Raw genomic sequence first — 17,832 nt, forward strand, 5'->3', positions numbered from 1 at the left:
CCGCCAATTGGCTGTTAAAACTGAATATAAATATCATGCTGTTGTCCATCCCGCTCTACTGTCAGATTCAGCTCAGTCAGATCAGAAATGGACTCAAACACTTGCGTCATTGCACTCGGGTCGGTTAAATCGAGCCCATTCAGCAGCACCGCGATGTCCCCATTTTGTAAACCAACGGCTTCAAAAAGCGCAGGATCTCGCCCCGCACTAACGCGATAACCTACAATGCGATCATCTTGTTTGACTTGCGACAAGCTCACGTACTGAAATACCTCACGGGGATTTTGACTGATCGCCGAACGAATAGCAGCCAGCTTGTCTTCTACCACCGCTTGTGCGGCAGGCGCTGCGCGCTGAGCGACATTGTTGGTGCTCGGCTTACCATAATCGAGCCCTTCTAGCATTAGCGTTTCATCCCGACCAGCATTATCAATAATAACTCGGTCAGCCATTACCGCCTTTAGCGTCACGCGGGTGCCTTCTATTTGTTCATTCAATCCGTAAGTGGCTTGCTGGCCTCGGTTAGCAATAACCGCCAAACTGCGCTCAAGCTCATTACTGGCAACGACACCAACTAAGGTTAAATTAAGACGCGTGGGCGGCGCATCGACTTGAACGGGAGCCACGACAACAGGAGCCGCTTGAGGATTATAAACGCCAAACAGATGACTATTTTGCAACGGACGAATATCCGTTCTCGCCGTCGCCACTTGGCTACTGATTGGTTTCGCCACCCAAGGTACAATCGAGCTATCTTGCTTTGGTAACAACCACACCAGTTGGCCAAGGATCCAAGCGGAAAAGACAAGGCAAGTTAAAGTGAGAATGAGACTCAACGGATTCTGCCAACGAAGAACCTGCGCCATGCGCTCGCTAAAAGTCTGTTGATTAAATTCCATTGATTATTTCAATCCTTGCTGATTCATCATCCAAAGCGTTCACTAGTTATTGAGTCAGTTAATATACATCAGCTCGATAATCGGTGCGACTGACGACGTTATTTTATGATGATTATTTACCGCTTCGCTTGAAAATCTGGGAGCTTGTCTCCATAGTTTGTTGATAAATCCACTCCGAAAGCTGTGCTATCTTTACAAGATAAACACCAAAGGCGTAGCGCGAAACCGCAGACAGCGTGACTACCTTAGAGGCCACCAATAATCATGAGTTCCCCTGAACAAGCAGTTCGCTTGGATAAATGGCTTTGGGCCGCTCGATTTTATAAAACACGTGCATTAGCCCGAGAGATGGTTGAAGGGGGCAAAGTTCACTATAATGGTCAGCGGAGTAAACCCAGTAAAGCGGTGGAAATCGGTGCGATGATTACCTTACGTCAAGGTAATGAAGAAAAAACCGTTGTCATTGAACAGATTGCTCAGCAACGACGTGGCGCGGCCGAAGCACAGGCTTTGTATAGCGAAACTGCAGAGAGTATCGTCAAACGAGAACGCCAAGCGTTGCTTCGTAAGCTCAATGCTCACAACCCAAGTCCAGAACGGCGTCCAGATAAGAAACAGCGCCGTGATCTTCTCAAATTCAAACATCAATAAATTAGTCGGATCATTCACTATGACAACACAAGTAACCCCCAACAATCTATTACATCGCTATCTGTTTGAAGACTTATCGGTGCGTGGTGAATTGGTACAACTCAATGATGTTTACCAACGAATAATCACCAGTAAAGATTACCCCGTACCAATTCAACACTTACTCGGTGAGCTATTGGTCGCCACCAGCTTACTAACGGCGACGTTAAAGTTTGAAGGGTCGATCACCATGCAACTGCAAGGTGATGGTCCCGTTTCATTAGTCGTGATCAATGGCGATAATCAACAAAAGATGCGCGGTGTCGCTCGCTGGGATGGGCACATTGCCCCGGATGCCACTCTGCATCAATTAGTCGGTAACGGCTATTTAGTCATCACTATTGAACCTAAAAAAGGTGAGCGTTACCAAGGTGTCGTCGGGCTTGAAGGAGATAACCTAGCACAAGTGCTCGAAGGTTATTTCTTGCGCTCAGAGCAATTAAAAACACGCTTATGGATCCGCACTGGTGAACATGATAGCAAACCTCATGCCGCAGGCATGTTGTTACAAGTGATGCCTGATGGTACCGGTTCTGAAGAGGACTTTGAGCATCTAGAACAGTTGACGAATACTGTTAAAGATAGTGAGTTATTTGGTCTAGAAGCGACGGAGCTTCTCTATCGCCTTTATAACCAAGAAAAGGTGCAACTCTTTACACCACAAGTCGTTGAGTTTGTTTGTGGCTGCTCTCGAGAACGCAGTGCCGCCGCGATCATCACTATCGCCCAAGACGAAGTAAACAGTATTCTCGCCGAAGAGGGTCAAGTCTCCTTGCACTGTGATTATTGTGGAACGACTTACTCTTTTGATAGCGCCCAAGTAAGTGAACTCTTTGCTCAGAGCGCCCCCAACAATCCAACGGTGCATTAATTTTCATCGCTCAACAAGCACGATAAAATCACCTTACAGCCAGCATTTTGCTGGCTTTTTTTGTGCGCAAACCGCCTATAAATCAAGTAAAAACCATACCGTACAGCATACTTATTTTCTTTTGAATATTAATCATTTACGCTAGCGCAAAGGTTTGCGTACACGATAGAATAGGTAATGCCAGTATCTGTGACGGGTTGCTTATAATCTTCGAAAAGGCATGGATAATATTTGAGCTAGCTCCCTGTTTTTTCGGTACCCCGTTGTTAGCATGGTAAACAGATAACAATTACAAAAAGTTACATAAAATCCCTACAAAATCCTTATAAGGAGCACCTAATGACCGTTATGGAACATACCAAGGCTGCACAATTAGATCTTACCCAATATGGAATTACCAACGCGACAGAAGTGATCCGTAACCCCAGTTACGAGCTGTTGTTCGCGGAAGAAACTCGCTCAGATTTGGCTGGCTATGAAAAAGGCATCGTGACAGAGCTGGGAGCCGTCGCTGTTGATACGGGTATTTTCACTGGCCGATCACCAAAAGATAAATTTATTGTCAATGACGATACTACCCGCGATACCTTATGGTGGACTTCAGAGCACGCCAAAAATGATAACAAGCCGATCAATCAAGCGGTTTGGAATGACCTAAAATCTCTTGTTACTAAACAGCTATCAGGCAAACGTCTATTCGTTATTGACGGCTATTGTGGTGCTAACCCAGATACTCGCCTTAATATTCGCGTGATTACTGAAGTTGCTTGGCAAGCTCACTTCGTGAAAAATATGTTTATTCGCCCAAGTGAAGAAGAGTTAGCGACCTTTAAAGCTGACTTTGTGGTGATGAACGGCGCGAAATGCACCAATGATAAATGGCAACAACAGGGATTAAATTCAGAAAACTTTACCGTATTTAATCTCACCGAGAAAATGCAGCTGATCGGCGGCACTTGGTACGGCGGTGAGATGAAGAAAGGTATGTTCGCGATGATGAACTACTTCCTTCCATTACAAGGTATAGCCTCAATGCACTGCTCAGCCAATATGGGTAAAGACGGCGATGTGGCGATTTTCTTCGGTCTATCCGGCACTGGCAAAACCACGCTCTCTACCGATCCGAAACGTGCTTTGATCGGTGATGATGAACATGGCTGGGATGATGACGGCGTGTTTAACTTTGAAGGTGGCTGCTACGCTAAAACCATTAAGTTATCCAAAGAAGCTGAGCCCGACATCTATAATGCGATTCGTCGTGATGCATTACTAGAAAACGTCACTGTGCGCGGTGATGGCTCGATCGATTTTGATGATGGGTCTAAGACTGAAAATACTCGTGTCTCTTACCCCATTTACCATATCGAAAATATTGTTAAGCCAGTCTCTAAAGGTGGTCATGCCAATAAAGTGATCTTCCTTTCCGCCGATGCTTTTGGCGTACTGCCTCCAGTATCGAAACTGACCCCTGAGCAAACGAAGTATCACTTCCTATCTGGGTTTACCGCTAAACTAGCGGGTACCGAACGTGGGATAACCGAACCAACCCCTACTTTCTCGGCGTGTTTTGGTGCAGCTTTCCTAACCTTACACCCAACTCAGTACGCCGAAGTACTCGTTAAACGTATGGAACAAGCTGGCGCAGAAGCCTATCTGGTCAATACTGGTTGGAACGGTTCTGGTAAACGTATCTCAATTAAAGATACTCGTGCAATCATTGATGCGATTCTGGATGGTTCGATTGAGCAAGCACAAACCAAATCGATTCCCATCTTTAATCTAGAAATCCCGACCGCTTTACCTGGGGTTGATCCTGCGATTTTGGACCCTCGTGACACTTACGTCGATCCATTACAGTGGGAAAGCAAAGCCAAAGATCTTGCGGCTCGCTTTATCAACAACTTTGCTAAGTATACAGACAACGCGGAAGGCAAAGCATTAGTGAGTGCAGGCCCACAGCTTGATTAAGCGATTATAACTAGACTAGCCCCTCGCAATGAGGGGCTATTTTTGGCTTGAACCGCTACGCAAGATACGCCAAGCTATGCATTCGCATAATGACAGTATGAGAGAATGATGAAAAAACTGCTGACCCTGGGTATCGCGAGTCTTCTTGTCATGACCAGTGGTGTATTATTGCTCTTCGCTCTACTGCATACTCGCTACCTGACCCCTTGCGCACAATGGTTCGTTAATCAGCTATGGCCACAAACCGTCACTTTCCATCAACTCGAGTATACTTATCCACTGCACTTTCGTTTCATCAATCCAACGCTTTATCTCTCATCCAACCCTTTTCACGCCCAACAAGTAGATATTTGGCTCAACCCCCGTTTACGAAAACAGGGGCAGTGGCAAATTGATAGCCTATTAATCGATGGAGCAAATCTCTCTTCTGGACTACCGAGTTATCAATGGCCTAAGCAGTGGGCACTGCATCAGTTAGCGATACGCAATATTGATTATGTACATCATGATTGGATCATCCGCGGCCTAAGCGGTCAAATAGAGCAACCGCAATGGCCAGCAACGACCCACTCATTACCTTACGGTAAACTGCAGTTATCTGCGGAACAGGTTTATTGGCAAGGTGAAGCGTTAAGTCAATTATTGATTGACGCCGATCATCGAGCGCAACAGAGCACCATTTACGGCTTTTCCTTTGCTTGGCGACAGGCGCTTTTTTCTGGCCAAGCGGAACAGTATCCACAAGGTTGGTCATTAGTGAATGCCACCATCAATCGCTTAAATATCACCCCAAACTCACCATTACCTCCGCTGGCTTGGCGACAACTTATTGAAAAGCATCTATTTCATATTAATAGCTTAGATGTTCTTAATAGCGATATTCAGCAAGGTGACCTTACCTTGCATAACGTGAGTTTTTCTCTCGAGAATCTATTACTTACCCCATCTTGGTGGCAGCAAGAAAATGGCTATCTCTCCCTTAATGCCGATAGTCTGCTCTGGCAAAATCAGCAATGGAACGAACCCACGTTTAAACTGGAATTGACTCCCCAAAAAATCACGATCACTGAATTTACCGCCGACTGGCTTGATGGGCATGTTCAATTTAATGGCTTTGTTACCCCAGATGAGCTCTATCTACATCGACTGGCCATCAGCCGAAGTCGCTGGATTCAAGAGCAAATTGGTCAGTTTTCATTACCCAGTCATGCCCTCTCTGCCTTAAAAAACTTACACATTGAACAGTTGAACTTAAATAACTTACAACTGATTCAGTTAGCTGACTCCCCCCATTGGCAACTCTCTGGATTCAACGCTGCTGGGCAAGGGCTGGAATTGAAGCGTCATGGACGATGGGGATTATGGAACGGGCAACTGACTTTAAGTGCTAATAATGCCAGTATTGAACAAACACTAACCTCACAAGCGATTGTCGAGGTCAGTAGCCACAATGGCTTTGGGCATATCACTCGAGCTTTTTTCCCTCTCGAACAAGGGTATCTTGATGCGACAGCACGTTGGGATACCACAACAGCCAGTGCGCCTTGGCAACTCGAATTGCATGCCGATGGCCTACCACTGCAGCTTTTTAAGCATTGGATTCCACTGCCATTAAACGTCGATGCTTTAGCTGAGTTTACTCTTACCGCACAAGGGCTGGCGGGTGATTACCCGATGTTCAGCCACTCATTAACCGGGCAACTTAATGGCTACTTGCGTCAAGGAATCTTTACTTATCAACATCATGATACACTGGTGGTTCAACCTTTTGAATCAGATGCCATTCAGCTAACGGCTGACCGAGGACGATTACAACTCCCACCAATCTCACTATCCGGTCCTAAATTGAACGCCAAGCTTGATGGGCAGTTGGATCTATTAACCCCCGACCAAGCCAAGCTTGAACTTCATTTATGGCAAGATTGCACTGAGCATCACTTCGACCTATTACGAGAACAACAGACGACACAAGTTAACGCACCATGCCGATCAACGGCGAATCCATCGACAAGATAAGTAATCTCACTGATATGGATAGATCACCATGCTTAAACAAGGAACCATTAAGCCCGAGCGTTATCAATGATCGTCAAATAATCGGGGATGAGCATATAGGTGCCAATAAATTCTACCGCATCTTTAGTACCACTACTGATATCCACTTTGACCACAATACGTGCTTTTCTCCCTGAAGCCAGGCGATCAAGATCACCGCTGATCCCATCTAATGAGGTCGATGCAACGGGATTATGTACCACGGGATGCCGATAACGAATACGGCTATCAACCAGCACAATGTCCCCTTGCAGATTACGCTCACGCATTAATAACCAAGCCATTCCCCACCCCGTCAGAGTGGCCAAAGTGAACGCCGAACCAGCGAATAACGTATTATGAGGATTTAAATTAGGGTTAAGCTGCGCACTGCATTGAAACTGATACCCGGTATACTGTTGGACTTTAATGCCCATCTTGTCACTGATCGGAATATGGGTAGCCCAGCGTTCTTGTAACTCTGTACACCACTCTGGTTTACGCAATACATCGGCCATTGGATCTAGCGGTTTAACCATTTGCTGATGACGCACCGGGCCTCGCTCATCCGTTAAAGGTCCTCGTCGCTCAAAGCCATTTTGTGCATAAAAAGCAATCGCATCTTCGCGAGCATTACACACTAAACGCTTCGCTCCTTCCTGACGAGCTAAAGACTCAAGTGCCACTAACAACAAGGATCCCATCCCTTTGTTACGCGCACTAGACTTCACCGCCATGTAGCGAATTTGCCCTTCACTGTCAGGAGTGATATAGACCCGACCAATCGCAATCGGTCGTCCTCGTCCATCGACAATCATTCGATGATGACTCATGGGATCGTATTCATCACGCTCCGAACCTAAGGGCATTCGCCACGGCTCACGCAGCATCTGCCAACGAAAATGGTAATATTTATTGAGCTGGTTTTCCGTCTTGGGAGTGATAAGCTTAAACATTGATTCCCTTCCTAAAGCGCTATTTCGCTCAGATTAAGCCTGTAACCAAAAAGTCACTGGACCATCGTTAATAAGTGAGACTTGCATATCCTTCGCAAAACGTCCTCGCTGCGTCGGTAAAATGGTCGCACATAGATCTGAAAAATAATCGTACAGACGTTCCGCGTCTTGTGGTGCAGCCCCACGAGAGAAACCGGCTCGAGTGCCTTTTTTAGTATCAGCGGGCAGCGTAAACTGTGAAACGACCAAAACACTACCACCAACATCTTGCACGCTAAGGTTCATTTTACCGGCTTCATCTTCAAAAACGCGATACTGTGTGACCCGCTCAACCAAACGCTTCGCCTTAGCCTCATCATCATCACGCTCGACTCCCAGTAACACCAATAAACCGCGCTCAATTTGTCCGACGACGTCACCATCGACGCGAACCGCAGCTTCACTCACCCGTTGAATTAAAGCGATCACTTGGATCTCCTTGTGGTTTCTCTGCTAATTTATCTAATCGAGTGGTTGAGTCTACCACGTTAGGCTCGCGCTTCCATTGCTCACTTTCACCTAAAGCGGCAGTAAACTCGGCACCAATCAGTACAATCAACCAACATAAATATACCCAGACGAATAAAATCGGTATCGCTGCGAGTGCCCCATAAATCAATTGATAAGACGGAAATTGGGTAATATAAGCGGCAAAGGCTTTTTTGCTTAACTCAAACAACAGAGCGGCAACAAATGCTCCGGATAGAGCGTGAACGAGGCGAACTTTTTTATTGGGAACCAAAACATACAAACCCACAAAGGCAAAGAAGGACAATAAAAAAGGCAAACGGCTTAAAAACAGTCGAAAAGCACCGCTAAACGCTTCACTTTCCACTAATTTCAAAGACGTTACATAGGAGGTCACCGCAATGCTCGTGCCGACAAGAATCGGCCCCAAGGTCAAAATCATCCAATACATAGAAAATGAAAAGACGACTCGCCGCTTATTGCGTACTCGCCATATAAAATTCATATTTTTATCGATATTTGAGATCAGCATTAACGCGGCGATAAATAAGAAAGCCCCACCAACGGCGGTCATTTTTCCCGTATTAGCAACAAACTGCAGTAAAGCGTTACTCACCGCATCGCCGGCCGCAGGAACAAAGTGAGTGATGACAAATTCTTGGATAATTTCCCCTACATTATCAAAAATGGCAAACGAGGAAAGAATGGATAACAGCACCGTTAACATCGGCACAAGCGACAATAAAGTAATATAAGCTAAATAGCCGGCATTAATGTTGATTCGGTCATGATTCATTCGGTTGAATAAATAACGTACAAACCGCACGCTTTGCTTAAATAACATCTCTAGGGCCAAAATCTCACTCCTACGTTGTGCTGTCCACTATGCTAGTGTACTGAAAAATTGACGCTATTGCTTCTCCACCAGCACAACATCTTATGTCAGGATATCCTTAAACGCATCATCCAACGCTTCATCCCCCTTGATTAGACATCACTCTCACACCAAGCCAACTCGCGATATAAAAAAACCCTTAGCCTTTACAGGATAAGGGTTTTCACTGCCATCATGACCATTAATTAGCCACGAGAAGCACGTTTACGCTCGTTTTCGGTTAGGTGTTTCTTACGAATACGAATGCTCTTTGGCGTCACTTCAACCAATTCATCATCATCAATGAACTCAAGTGCTTGCTCAAGAGTAAATTTAATCGCAGGGGTTAGCACCTGAGCTTCATCCGTACCAGAAGCACGTACGTTAGTCAGCTGCTTGCCTTTTAGACAGTTTACGGTGAGATCGTTAGAACGATTATGAATACCAATCACTTGACCTTCGTAGACTTCGTCAGCATGCTCAGTAAATAAGCGACCACGCTCTTGCAAGTTAAACAATGCGTAAGTTAATGCCTTACCCGTTGCATTAGAAATCAGCACGCCATTGACTCGCTGACCAATATCACCACCTTTGTGAGGGCCATAATGATCAAACGTATGATAAAGCAAACCTGAACCTGACGTTAATGTCATAAACTCAGTTTGGAAACCAATCAGTCCACGAGAAGGCATCACAAAGTCTAAACGAACTCGGCCTTTACCGTCTGGCGACATATCTTTCATCTCGCCTTTACGTAGACCAATTTTCTCCATGATCCCGCCTTGATGCTCTTCCATCACGTCGATAGTCACGGTCTCAAACGGTTCCATTAACTGGCCATTTTCTTCTTTAAGAATAACTTCTGGGCGTGAAACCGCTAATTCAAAGCCTTCGCGACGCATGTTTTCGATCAAGATAGAAAGGTGTAATTCACCACGACCAGAAACACGGAATTTATCGGGATCTTCGGTTTGCTCTACACGAAGTGCCACGTTATGCACTAACTCTTTCTCAAGACGCTCAAGAATATTACGTGAAGTAACGAACTTACCTTCTTTACCGGCAAAAGGAGAAGTATTGACTTGGAAAGTCATGGTCACTGTAGGCTCATCAACGCTCAATGGTGGTAATGCTTCAACGGCATTAACATCACAAATCGTATCCGATATCTTCAGCTCACCCAATCCAGTAACCGCGACGATATCACCAGCAGTGGCCAGTTCGGTTTCCGTACGTTGTAAACCAAGATATCCGAGTACAGTACCGACTTTACCGTTGCGTTTTTTACCATCAGCAGAAATAACCGTTACTTGTTGGTTAGCTTTCACGCTACCACGAGTCACACGGCCCACACCGATAACGCCAACGTACGAGCTATAATCAAGTTGTGAAATTTGCATCTGTAATGGACCAGAAAGATCCACTTGTGGAGGCTCCACATTATCGACGATGGCTTGGAACAATGGCTCCATGTTTTCACCAATAACACCTTCTTCTAAGGTCGCCCAACCGTTCAGTGCTGAAGCATAAACCACTTGGAAATCCAACTGTTCATCACTTGCACCTAGATTATCAAACAAGTCAAACACTTGATCCATTACCCAGTCAGGGCGAGCACCTGGACGGTCAATTTTATTGATAACGACAATCGGCTTTAAGCCATGAGCAAAAGCTTTTTGAGTCACAAAGCGTGTTTGTGGCATAGGACCATCAACAGCATCGACAATCAAGCAAACACAATCAACCATAGACATAATACGCTCAACTTCACCACCGAAGTCAGCGTGTCCAGGGGTGTCTACGATGTTAATACGGTAATCGTGCCAATTGATCGCGGTATTTTTGGCAAGAATCGTAATACCACGTTCTTTTTCAATATCGTTCGAGTCCATGACTCGCTCTTCAGCGTCACCGCGAGACTCTAAGGTACCCGACTGCTGGAGTAGTTTATCCACCAAGGTCGTTTTGCCGTGGTCAACGTGCGCGATGATCGCGATGTTTCTTAGTTTTTCAATTTGTGGAGTAGCCATGGAGTTTTGCTTCACTTATTTTACACAGATAGCTCGTTTCTACGGGAGTGCACAAACGTAGCCAAAATTTTCGTTAAAAAAATGGTCAATAATGTACCAGATTTTGGCGAAAAACCTAGAAAAATGTGATCTATCACGCTCAATATTGTCCCATTACATCCTAGTCGTCGTTCCAGCTTAATTCAAACCCGATCCCCACACAGAAATGAAGATTGACAAAGCCATGAATAATCGGCTGAATGAACAAGTTTTGTTAGCCGTAGTGAGCAACGCTACCGTATTGCACCACAAAAGTGCAATACGTGATCTTTTTGGTGCAACAATACGCACCAAACTCACCCATCAAAACACAAGCAATTGATTTTATGGACAATAAAAACTGGCACGATTATCGCTTAGATAAATACAGTACGGATTAAGCTTGATGAAAAAACATTAATCTGTGCTGATTTCATTTTGATTCGAGCCCAAACCGCTTTATTTAACACTGGAGGTTATCCAAGATGTCAGTAGAAAACGTACTATCGCTGATCCAAGAAAACGAAGTTAAGTTTGTTGACTTACGCTTTACCGATACAAAAGGTAAAGAGCAACATATCTCTATTCCTGCTCACCAAATCGACGCAGACTTCTTCGAAGAAGGTAAGATGTTCGATGGTTCATCAGTTGCTGGCTGGAAAGGAATCAATGAATCTGACATGGTGATGATGCCTGACGCATCCAGTGCCGTGCTTGACCCATTTACCGATGATGTCACTCTCAATATTCGTTGTGACATTCTTGAACCAGCCACGATGCAAGGCTACGACCGTGACCCACGCTCTATTGCTAAGCGTGCCGAAGATTATATGCGTTCAACCGGTATCGCAGATACCGTTCTTGTCGGCCCAGAGCCAGAATTTTTCCTCTTTGATGACGTAAAATATACCAACAACATGTCTGGTGCGTCATTCAAGATTGACGATATCGAAGCCGCTTGGAATACAGGTGCAGAAATTGAAGGTGGTAACAAAGGTCACCGTCCAGGCGTAAAAGGCGGTTACTTCCCTGTTGCTCCAGTCGATTCATCACAAAACATCCGCTCTGCGATGTGCTTGATCATGGAAGAAATGGGCTTAGTCGTTGAAGCACATCACCATGAAGTGGCCACCGCAGGTCAAAACGAAATCGCGACTCGATTTAACACGTTGACCACAAAAGCAGACGAGATCCAAATTTACAAATACGTTGTACATAACGTTGCTCATGCGTTTGGCAAAACCGCGACCTTTATGCCTAAACCTCTCGTTGGTGATAATGGGTCAGGTATGCACGTACACCAATCACTAGCAAAAGATGGCGTCAATTTATTTGCGGGTGACAAATACGGCGGTCTCTCTGATCTTGCCCTGTATTATATTGGCGGTATTATCAAACACGCCCGTGCTATTAACGCTTTCGCTAACCCATCAACTAACTCGTACAAACGTCTTGTTCCAGGGTTTGAAGCACCAGTTATGCTTGCTTATTCAGCGCGTAACCGCTCTGCATCGATCCGTATCCCTGTCGTGCCAAGCCCGAAAGCGCGTCGTATCGAAGCTCGCTTCCCAGACCCAGCAGCAAACCCATACCTTGCGTTCGCTGCACTACTAATGGCAGGCCTTGATGGTATCAAAAATAAAATCCATCCTGGTGAAGCAATGGATAAAGATTTGTACGACTTACCAGCAGAAGAAGCCGCTGAGATTCCAAAAGTCGCCGAATCTTTAGAAGTCGCGCTAAAAGCACTTGACGAAGATCGTGAGTTCCTGACCGTAGGTGGCGTGTTCTCTGATGATTTCATTAACTCTTATATTGCTCTGAAATCAAAAGATGTTGAGCGTGTCAATATGGCCGTTCATCCACTTGAGTTTGAACTTTATTATTCGGTGTAATCAGCACCTAATGTAAATCTCAGCTTATTTTGCAACGTAATTCTAGGCTCGCCTCGCAGGTGGGCCTTTTGTTTATTTGGCTTTCTTTCCATTCACTTTAACATCGTCATCGTCTAACCAAACAGGAGCATAACCGTCAAACCTAATACCTAATTCGGTGCTCACTAGCTCCATTGCACCATTTCTGAGCAAATAAGCCGTAAAATATGAGGTAAAAAATGAATCCGATATTTATCGTGTGTTTACTGATCTACAGCGTGCTGTTGCCAATCACCTGTCATGCACAAACGGTGTACGTTTGGGAAGATGAACACGGGATAGTTCATTTTAGTGATTTTGCTCAGAGCCCACATGCTCAATTAATTACCTTATCAGTCGACGATCATCTTGCTCCCGAGCCTCAATTTAGTGAAGCAATACCAATCGATGAACCCCTACCAAGTAAAACCTCTCAACCTAGCCGCTCCGAGTTGCCAGCCTTAGCACTACAGATAATCTCGCCACTTGATCAACAAACGATTCGTGATAACCAAGGACGAATTAAAGTTGTCGTTGAGTTAAGTCGCCCTTTGACAACCCATCAGCACCTACAACTGATGCTTAATAACCAAGCCTATGGTGCGCCTAATACGCAAAATTATTGGGAGTTAAAAAATATCGATCGAGGTGAACATCGTTTGATGATTCAAGCAATTGAAAACGGCAAGGTTATTGCATCAACTAAGTCAGTAACGGTTTATTTACATCGAGCTGCGCGGCATTAATCGGTCATTGTATGATCTCATACTGAGTGAACAAACCATAGCAAGCTGATATCTCATGCTTTATCAATGCAAAAGGGTGACAACACCTCGTCAGCCAATGCCGCGATAACTGACAGCCATGAGAAATGAAGACTCTCGCTCTTATTTAATCTTTTGCTTTTTATTCCGTTGCGCCATACTGAACTATCGACCGCACCAAACTGGTGCAATGTATCAATAGGTAATAGGATGCCGCTGTGAATCTAGACCGAAGTGAAGCGATATTAAATAATCTCGTCACCGCAACGTTGTTACTCGATGAGAACTTATCTGTTCGTTATGCTAACCCTGCGGCGGAGCAACTCTTCTCGCAAAGTGCTAAACGTATTCTTCATCAATCATTGTCTGCACTCGTACAACATGCCTCGCTTGATCTCGCTTTATTAACTCAACCATTACAAAGCGGACAAAGTATTACCGACAGTGACGTCACGTTTGTAGTGGATGGCAAACCACTGATGCTAGAAGTCACGGTAAGCCCTTTTTCATGGCAAAAAGAGCTCATGCTATTGGTTGAAATGAGGAAGATTGGTCAACAGCGACGTTTAACACAAGAACTCAACCAACATGCTCAGCAACAAGCAGCAAAGTTATTGGTGCGAAGTTTGGCCCATGAAATTAAAAATCCGTTAGGAGGATTACGAGGCGCAGCGCAACTACTCGAGAGAATGCTTCCTAATCGTGAATTAACTGAATATACGCAAATCATTATTGAACAAGCCGATCGTTTAAGAACGCTAGTCGACAGGCTACTTGGCCCCCAAAAACCTGGAAAAAAAACGCATGAGAATTTACATGTTATTCTAGAAAAAGTAAGGCAATTGATTGAATTGGAAACAACCCACTCAATCACCATTGAAAGAGATTATGATCCGAGTCTACCTGAGCTATTGATGGATACCGATCAAATTGAACAAGCACTATTAAATATTGTTAGTAACGCTGCGCAAATTCTCGCTCACCAACCTTATGGAATGATTACGCTGCGTACCAGAACCGTGCATCAAGCCAATATTCACGGTCATCGTCATAAATTGGCCGCTAAAATTGAAATCATCGACAATGGTCCTGGCATCCCTCTTGAACTGCAAGATACCTTATTTTATCCCATGGTGAGTGGCCGAGAAGGAGGAACAGGACTAGGACTGTCCATCTCACAAAACCTCATTGATCAACACAATGGAAAAATTGACGTTGAAAGCTGGCCAGGGCGTACCGCATTTACCATTTATTTACCCATTTAACCTGACCAGGATCCGGTCGAATAAAAAGGAGAACAAACATGAGCAAAGGATACGTCTGGGTGGTTGATGATGATAGCTCAATCCGCTGGGTTCTCGAAAAAACCTTAGCCGCAGCCAATATAAAATGTGAAACCTTTTCTGATGCAGAAAGTGTCCTAATGGCGTTAGAAAGAGAGACACCAGATGCACTGATCTCTGATATTCGAATGCCTGGCATGGATGGTATTGAGCTACTTAACCAAGTCCATTCTCGTACGCCTGAATTACCGATCATTATTATGACGGCTCATTCTGATTTAGATGCAGCCGTGAATGCGTATCAGAAAGGCGCTTTTGAATATCTCGCCAAACCTTTTGACGTCGATGAAGCCGTTACCTTAGTCGAACGAGCGATGGCACACGGACAAGAGCAGCGCACGACTCAAGTACAGCACACAATCTCAACCTATAGATCACCTGAAATTATTGGCGAAGCACCGGCGATGCAAGAGGTGTTTCGAGCGATTGGCCGACTTTCCCGTTCCTCCATCTCGGTACTGATTAATGGAGAGTCAGGAACAGGTAAAGAATTGGTCGCTCATGCTTTACATCGTCATAGTCCTAGAGCACAAAAACCATTTATCGCCCTTAATATGGCTGCCATTCCGAAGGACTTAATTGAATCCGAACTGTTTGGACACGAAAAAGGGGCTTTCACTGGAGCAAATAGTGTTCGTCAAGGGCGCTTTGAACAGGCCAACGGGGGAACTCTCTTCCTTGACGAAATTGGTGATATGCCACTTGATATACAAACACGATTATTGCGAGTACTTTCTGACGGACAATTTTATCGCGTTGGTGGGCACCTAGCTTTAAAAGTTGATGTTCGCATTGTGGCTGCAACCCATCAACACTTAGAAAAATTAGTTCAACAAGGAAAATTTCGTGAAGACTTATTTCATCGCCTTAATGTGATCCGAATTCACATTCCGGCTTTACGTGAGCGGCGACAAGATATTGAAAAACTGACTAAACATTTTTTAGCATTAGCAGCAAAAGAGCTCAGTGTAGAAATGAAAACATTGCATCCTAAGAGTGTTGAAATTCTTAATCGCTTGGATTGGCCAGGTAATGTAAGGCAACTAGAAAATATGTGCCGATGGCTAACAGTAATGGCCAGCGGCAGTGAAGTTTTGCCAAGCGACTTTCCGCCAGAGCTACTCCAACAACGTAAAGCAGTAGAAACAACAACGGATATACATTGGCAAGCTCAGCTTGAGGTCTGGGCAAGATCTGCATTAGCGGCTGGTGAAACCGATCTTTTAACCCATGCTCAACCAGAATTTGAACGTATCCTATTAGAGGTAGCGCTCGATCATACTCACGGCCATAAACAAGAGGCAGCTAAAGTATTAGGCTGGGGACGCAACACCTTAACGCGTAAATTAAAAGAGCTTTACTCGTAAGCTATCAACACTTTCAGTAAACAATAACAAAATAAAGATGAATTGTGCAGATTCCCAAGCTCGTCTTACTGACAGACATGCGTTTGGTTTTTATACTTGATTGACAATATGACTTGGAAAAATGCCATGATAACCAAAAACTTCCCTCTTACCGATTTACATCGCCATTTAGATGGCAACATACGCACTCAAACCATTCTCGACCTAGGTCGTAAGTTTAATGTCGCACTGCCTGCCAATACGGTAGAAGGCTTAACACCTTATGTACAAATCGTTGAAGCAGAGCCTTCGTTAGTCGCTTTCCTATCTAAATTGGACTGGGGAGTTGCGGTACTAGGTGATTTAGAGGCATGCCGTAGAGTCGCCTATGAGAATGTAGAAGATGCTTTACGTGCTCAGATTGATTATACCGAATTACGATTTTCACCTTACTACATGGCCATGAAACATAATCTCCCTATTGCTGGTGTCGTTGAAGCCGTCGTGGATGGTGTACAAGCTGGGGTTCGCGACTTCGGGATTCAAGCTAATCTGATTGGTATTATGAGCCGAACTTTCGGAACCGATGCATGCCAGAAAGAATTAGAGGCGATTCTTAGCCAAAAAGATCATATTGTCGCAGTCGATCTTGCTGGTGATGAATTAGGACAACCTGGAGAGCGCTTTGTCCAACATTTTAAACAAGTTAAAGATGCAGGGTTACATGTCACAGTACACGCTGGAGAAGCCGCTGGTCCTGAAAGTATGTGGCAGGCGATTAAAGAATTAGGGGCTACACGTATTGGCCATGGCGTCAAAGCGATTAACGATTCCAAGCTGATGGATTATCTGGCAAAGCATCATATCGGTATTGAATCTTGTCTAACATCTAATATTCAAACCAGTACGGTTGAAAGCTTAGAGAAACACCCAATTAAACTCTTTTTAAATCACGGTATCTTGGCTTGCCTTAACACAGATGACCCTGCTGTAGAAGGTATAGAACTTCCTCACGAATATCTGATCGCTGCGCCTAAAGCGGGCCTTAGTGACGAACAGATTTATCAGGCACAGAAGAATGGTGTAACACTTGCCTTCTTATCTGAAAGTGAAAAACAGACGTTAATAAACAAAGTCGCCGCACGCCACTAGGCCAATATAAAAAAGGCCAATAATATAAAAAATAAAAAAGATCGAAACATTCGATCTTTTTTATTGAGATTTAATCAGGTGCATAACGCAAAAAAGCCGCTAATAAATTAGCGGCTTTTTAAATAGTGGCGGAGAGATAGGGATTTGAACCCTAGGATAGCTATTAACCATCGCCGGTTTTCAAGACCGGTGCTTTCAACCACTCAGCCATCTCTCCAAAATTTTTAATCCACAAGTAAATAATATTTGCTCATGGTCGGCCGCTTATTAATCGGCAAAATTAAAGCCTGGCGATGTTCTACTCTCACATGGGGAGACCCCACACTACCATCGACGCTGTTTCGTTTCACTTCTGAGTTCGGCATGGAGTCAGGTGGGTCCAAAACGCTATGGTCGCCAAGCAAATTTGGTTAATTCGGAAAGCTGTTTTTCATTCTCTACACATTCAATGCACTTCTTTGAGTCCA

14 protein-coding genes, 1 tRNA gene and 1 rRNA gene are annotated in these 17,832 nt (G+C 44.6%); 9 read left to right on the forward strand and 7 right to left on the reverse strand.

Annotated elements, in window-relative coordinates:
- Positions 1-14: 14 nt before the first annotated feature.
- A complete protein-coding gene (gspC, locus tag CAG58_RS02330; protein ID WP_161425429.1) occupies positions 15-899 on the reverse strand; it encodes a type II secretion system protein GspC in 885 nt (294 codons plus the stop codon).
- Between the two features lie 264 nt (positions 900-1,163).
- On the opposite strand from gspC, the gene hslR reads away from it, so the two are divergent.
- The 4 genes from hslR (at position 1,164) to CAG58_RS02350 (ending at position 6,444) form a co-directional block, all read left to right on the forward strand.
- Positions 1,164-1,550 carry a ribosome-associated heat shock protein Hsp15 gene (hslR, locus tag CAG58_RS02335; protein ID WP_154169891.1) on the forward strand — a complete coding sequence of 129 codons (387 nt, stop codon included), beginning with the start codon at positions 1,164-1,166 and terminating at the stop codon, positions 1,548-1,550.
- Between the two features lie 19 nt (positions 1,551-1,569).
- Entirely contained in the window at positions 1,570-2,460 is an 891-nt protein-coding gene (gene hslO / locus CAG58_RS02340; RefSeq protein WP_161425430.1) for an Hsp33 family molecular chaperone HslO, read from the forward strand.
- 339 nt (positions 2,461-2,799) lie between these two features.
- Positions 2,800-4,428, forward strand: coding sequence for a phosphoenolpyruvate carboxykinase (ATP) (pckA, locus tag CAG58_RS02345; RefSeq protein WP_161425431.1), 1,629 nt, complete (start codon positions 2,800-2,802; stop codon positions 4,426-4,428).
- A 108-nt stretch (positions 4,429-4,536) separates the two neighbouring features.
- Positions 4,537-6,444, forward strand: coding sequence for an AsmA family protein (locus CAG58_RS02350; RefSeq protein ID WP_161425432.1), 1,908 nt, complete (start codon positions 4,537-4,539; stop codon positions 6,442-6,444).
- A gap of 47 nt (positions 6,445-6,491) precedes the next feature.
- Here the strand turns inward: CAG58_RS02350 and CAG58_RS02355 are convergent, their stop codons facing one another.
- The 4 genes from CAG58_RS02355 to typA all read right to left on the reverse strand — a co-directional run bounded on the left by CAG58_RS02355 (position 6,492) and on the right by typA (position 10,829).
- Positions 6,492-7,418 (reverse strand): bifunctional GNAT family N-acetyltransferase/hotdog fold thioesterase, encoded by a 927-nt coding sequence (locus CAG58_RS02355; protein ID WP_004394369.1) that lies wholly within the window; start codon positions 7,416-7,418, stop codon positions 6,492-6,494.
- Between the two features lie 33 nt (positions 7,419-7,451).
- Positions 7,452-7,886: a D-aminoacyl-tRNA deacylase gene (gene dtd / locus CAG58_RS02360; RefSeq protein WP_161425433.1), complete on the reverse strand. Its 435-nt coding sequence runs from the start codon at positions 7,884-7,886 to the stop codon at positions 7,452-7,454.
- Positions 7,858-8,769 carry a virulence factor BrkB family protein gene (locus CAG58_RS02365; protein ID WP_415860527.1) on the reverse strand — a complete coding sequence of 304 codons (912 nt, stop codon included), beginning with the start codon at positions 8,767-8,769 and terminating at the stop codon, positions 7,858-7,860. The genes dtd and CAG58_RS02365 overlap by 29 nt, the downstream gene beginning before the upstream one ends.
- Positions 8,770-9,005: 236 nt before the next feature.
- Positions 9,006-10,829, reverse strand: a complete 1,824-nt coding sequence (gene typA / locus CAG58_RS02370) for a translational GTPase TypA (protein WP_004394366.1) — start codon at positions 10,827-10,829, stop codon at positions 9,006-9,008.
- Between the two features lie 503 nt (positions 10,830-11,332).
- Between typA and glnA the strand changes: the two genes are divergently transcribed.
- The 5 genes from glnA (at position 11,333) to add (ending at position 17,365) form a co-directional block, all read left to right on the forward strand.
- Complete coding sequence (glnA, locus tag CAG58_RS02375) at positions 11,333-12,742, forward strand: glutamate--ammonia ligase (protein WP_154169882.1); 1,410 nt, start codon at positions 11,333-11,335, stop codon at positions 12,740-12,742.
- Positions 12,743-12,960: 218 nt separating this feature from the next.
- Positions 12,961-13,506, forward strand: coding sequence for a DUF4124 domain-containing protein (locus CAG58_RS02380; protein WP_158144593.1), 546 nt, complete (start codon positions 12,961-12,963; stop codon positions 13,504-13,506).
- Positions 13,507-13,742: 236 nt separating this feature from the next.
- Positions 13,743-14,789, forward strand: coding sequence for a nitrogen regulation protein NR(II) (gene glnL / locus CAG58_RS02385; protein ID WP_004394361.1), 1,047 nt, complete (start codon positions 13,743-13,745; stop codon positions 14,787-14,789).
- A gap of 38 nt (positions 14,790-14,827) precedes the next feature.
- The gene (glnG, locus tag CAG58_RS02390; RefSeq protein WP_004394360.1) at positions 14,828-16,234 is read left to right on the forward strand and encodes a nitrogen regulation protein NR(I); all 1,407 of its coding nucleotides are present in this window, start codon (positions 14,828-14,830) and stop codon (positions 16,232-16,234) included.
- A gap of 126 nt (positions 16,235-16,360) precedes the next feature.
- Positions 16,361-17,365 (forward strand): adenosine deaminase, encoded by a 1,005-nt coding sequence (gene add / locus CAG58_RS02395; RefSeq protein ID WP_161425435.1) that lies wholly within the window; start codon positions 16,361-16,363, stop codon positions 17,363-17,365.
- Positions 17,366-17,491: 126 nt separating this feature from the next.
- Here add and CAG58_RS02400 read toward each other — a convergent pair.
- Positions 17,492-17,582 (reverse strand) — tRNA-Ser (locus CAG58_RS02400).
- Positions 17,583-17,650: 68 nt separating this feature from the next.
- Positions 17,651-17,766 (reverse strand): 5S ribosomal RNA (rrf, locus tag CAG58_RS02405).
- Between the last annotated feature and the right edge of the window lie 66 nt (positions 17,767-17,832).

This window comes from Vibrio sp. V31_P5A7T61, from assembly GCF_009904895.1.
In the GTDB taxonomy this organism is placed as follows: domain Bacteria; phylum Pseudomonadota; class Gammaproteobacteria; order Enterobacterales; family Vibrionaceae; genus Vibrio; species Vibrio metschnikovii.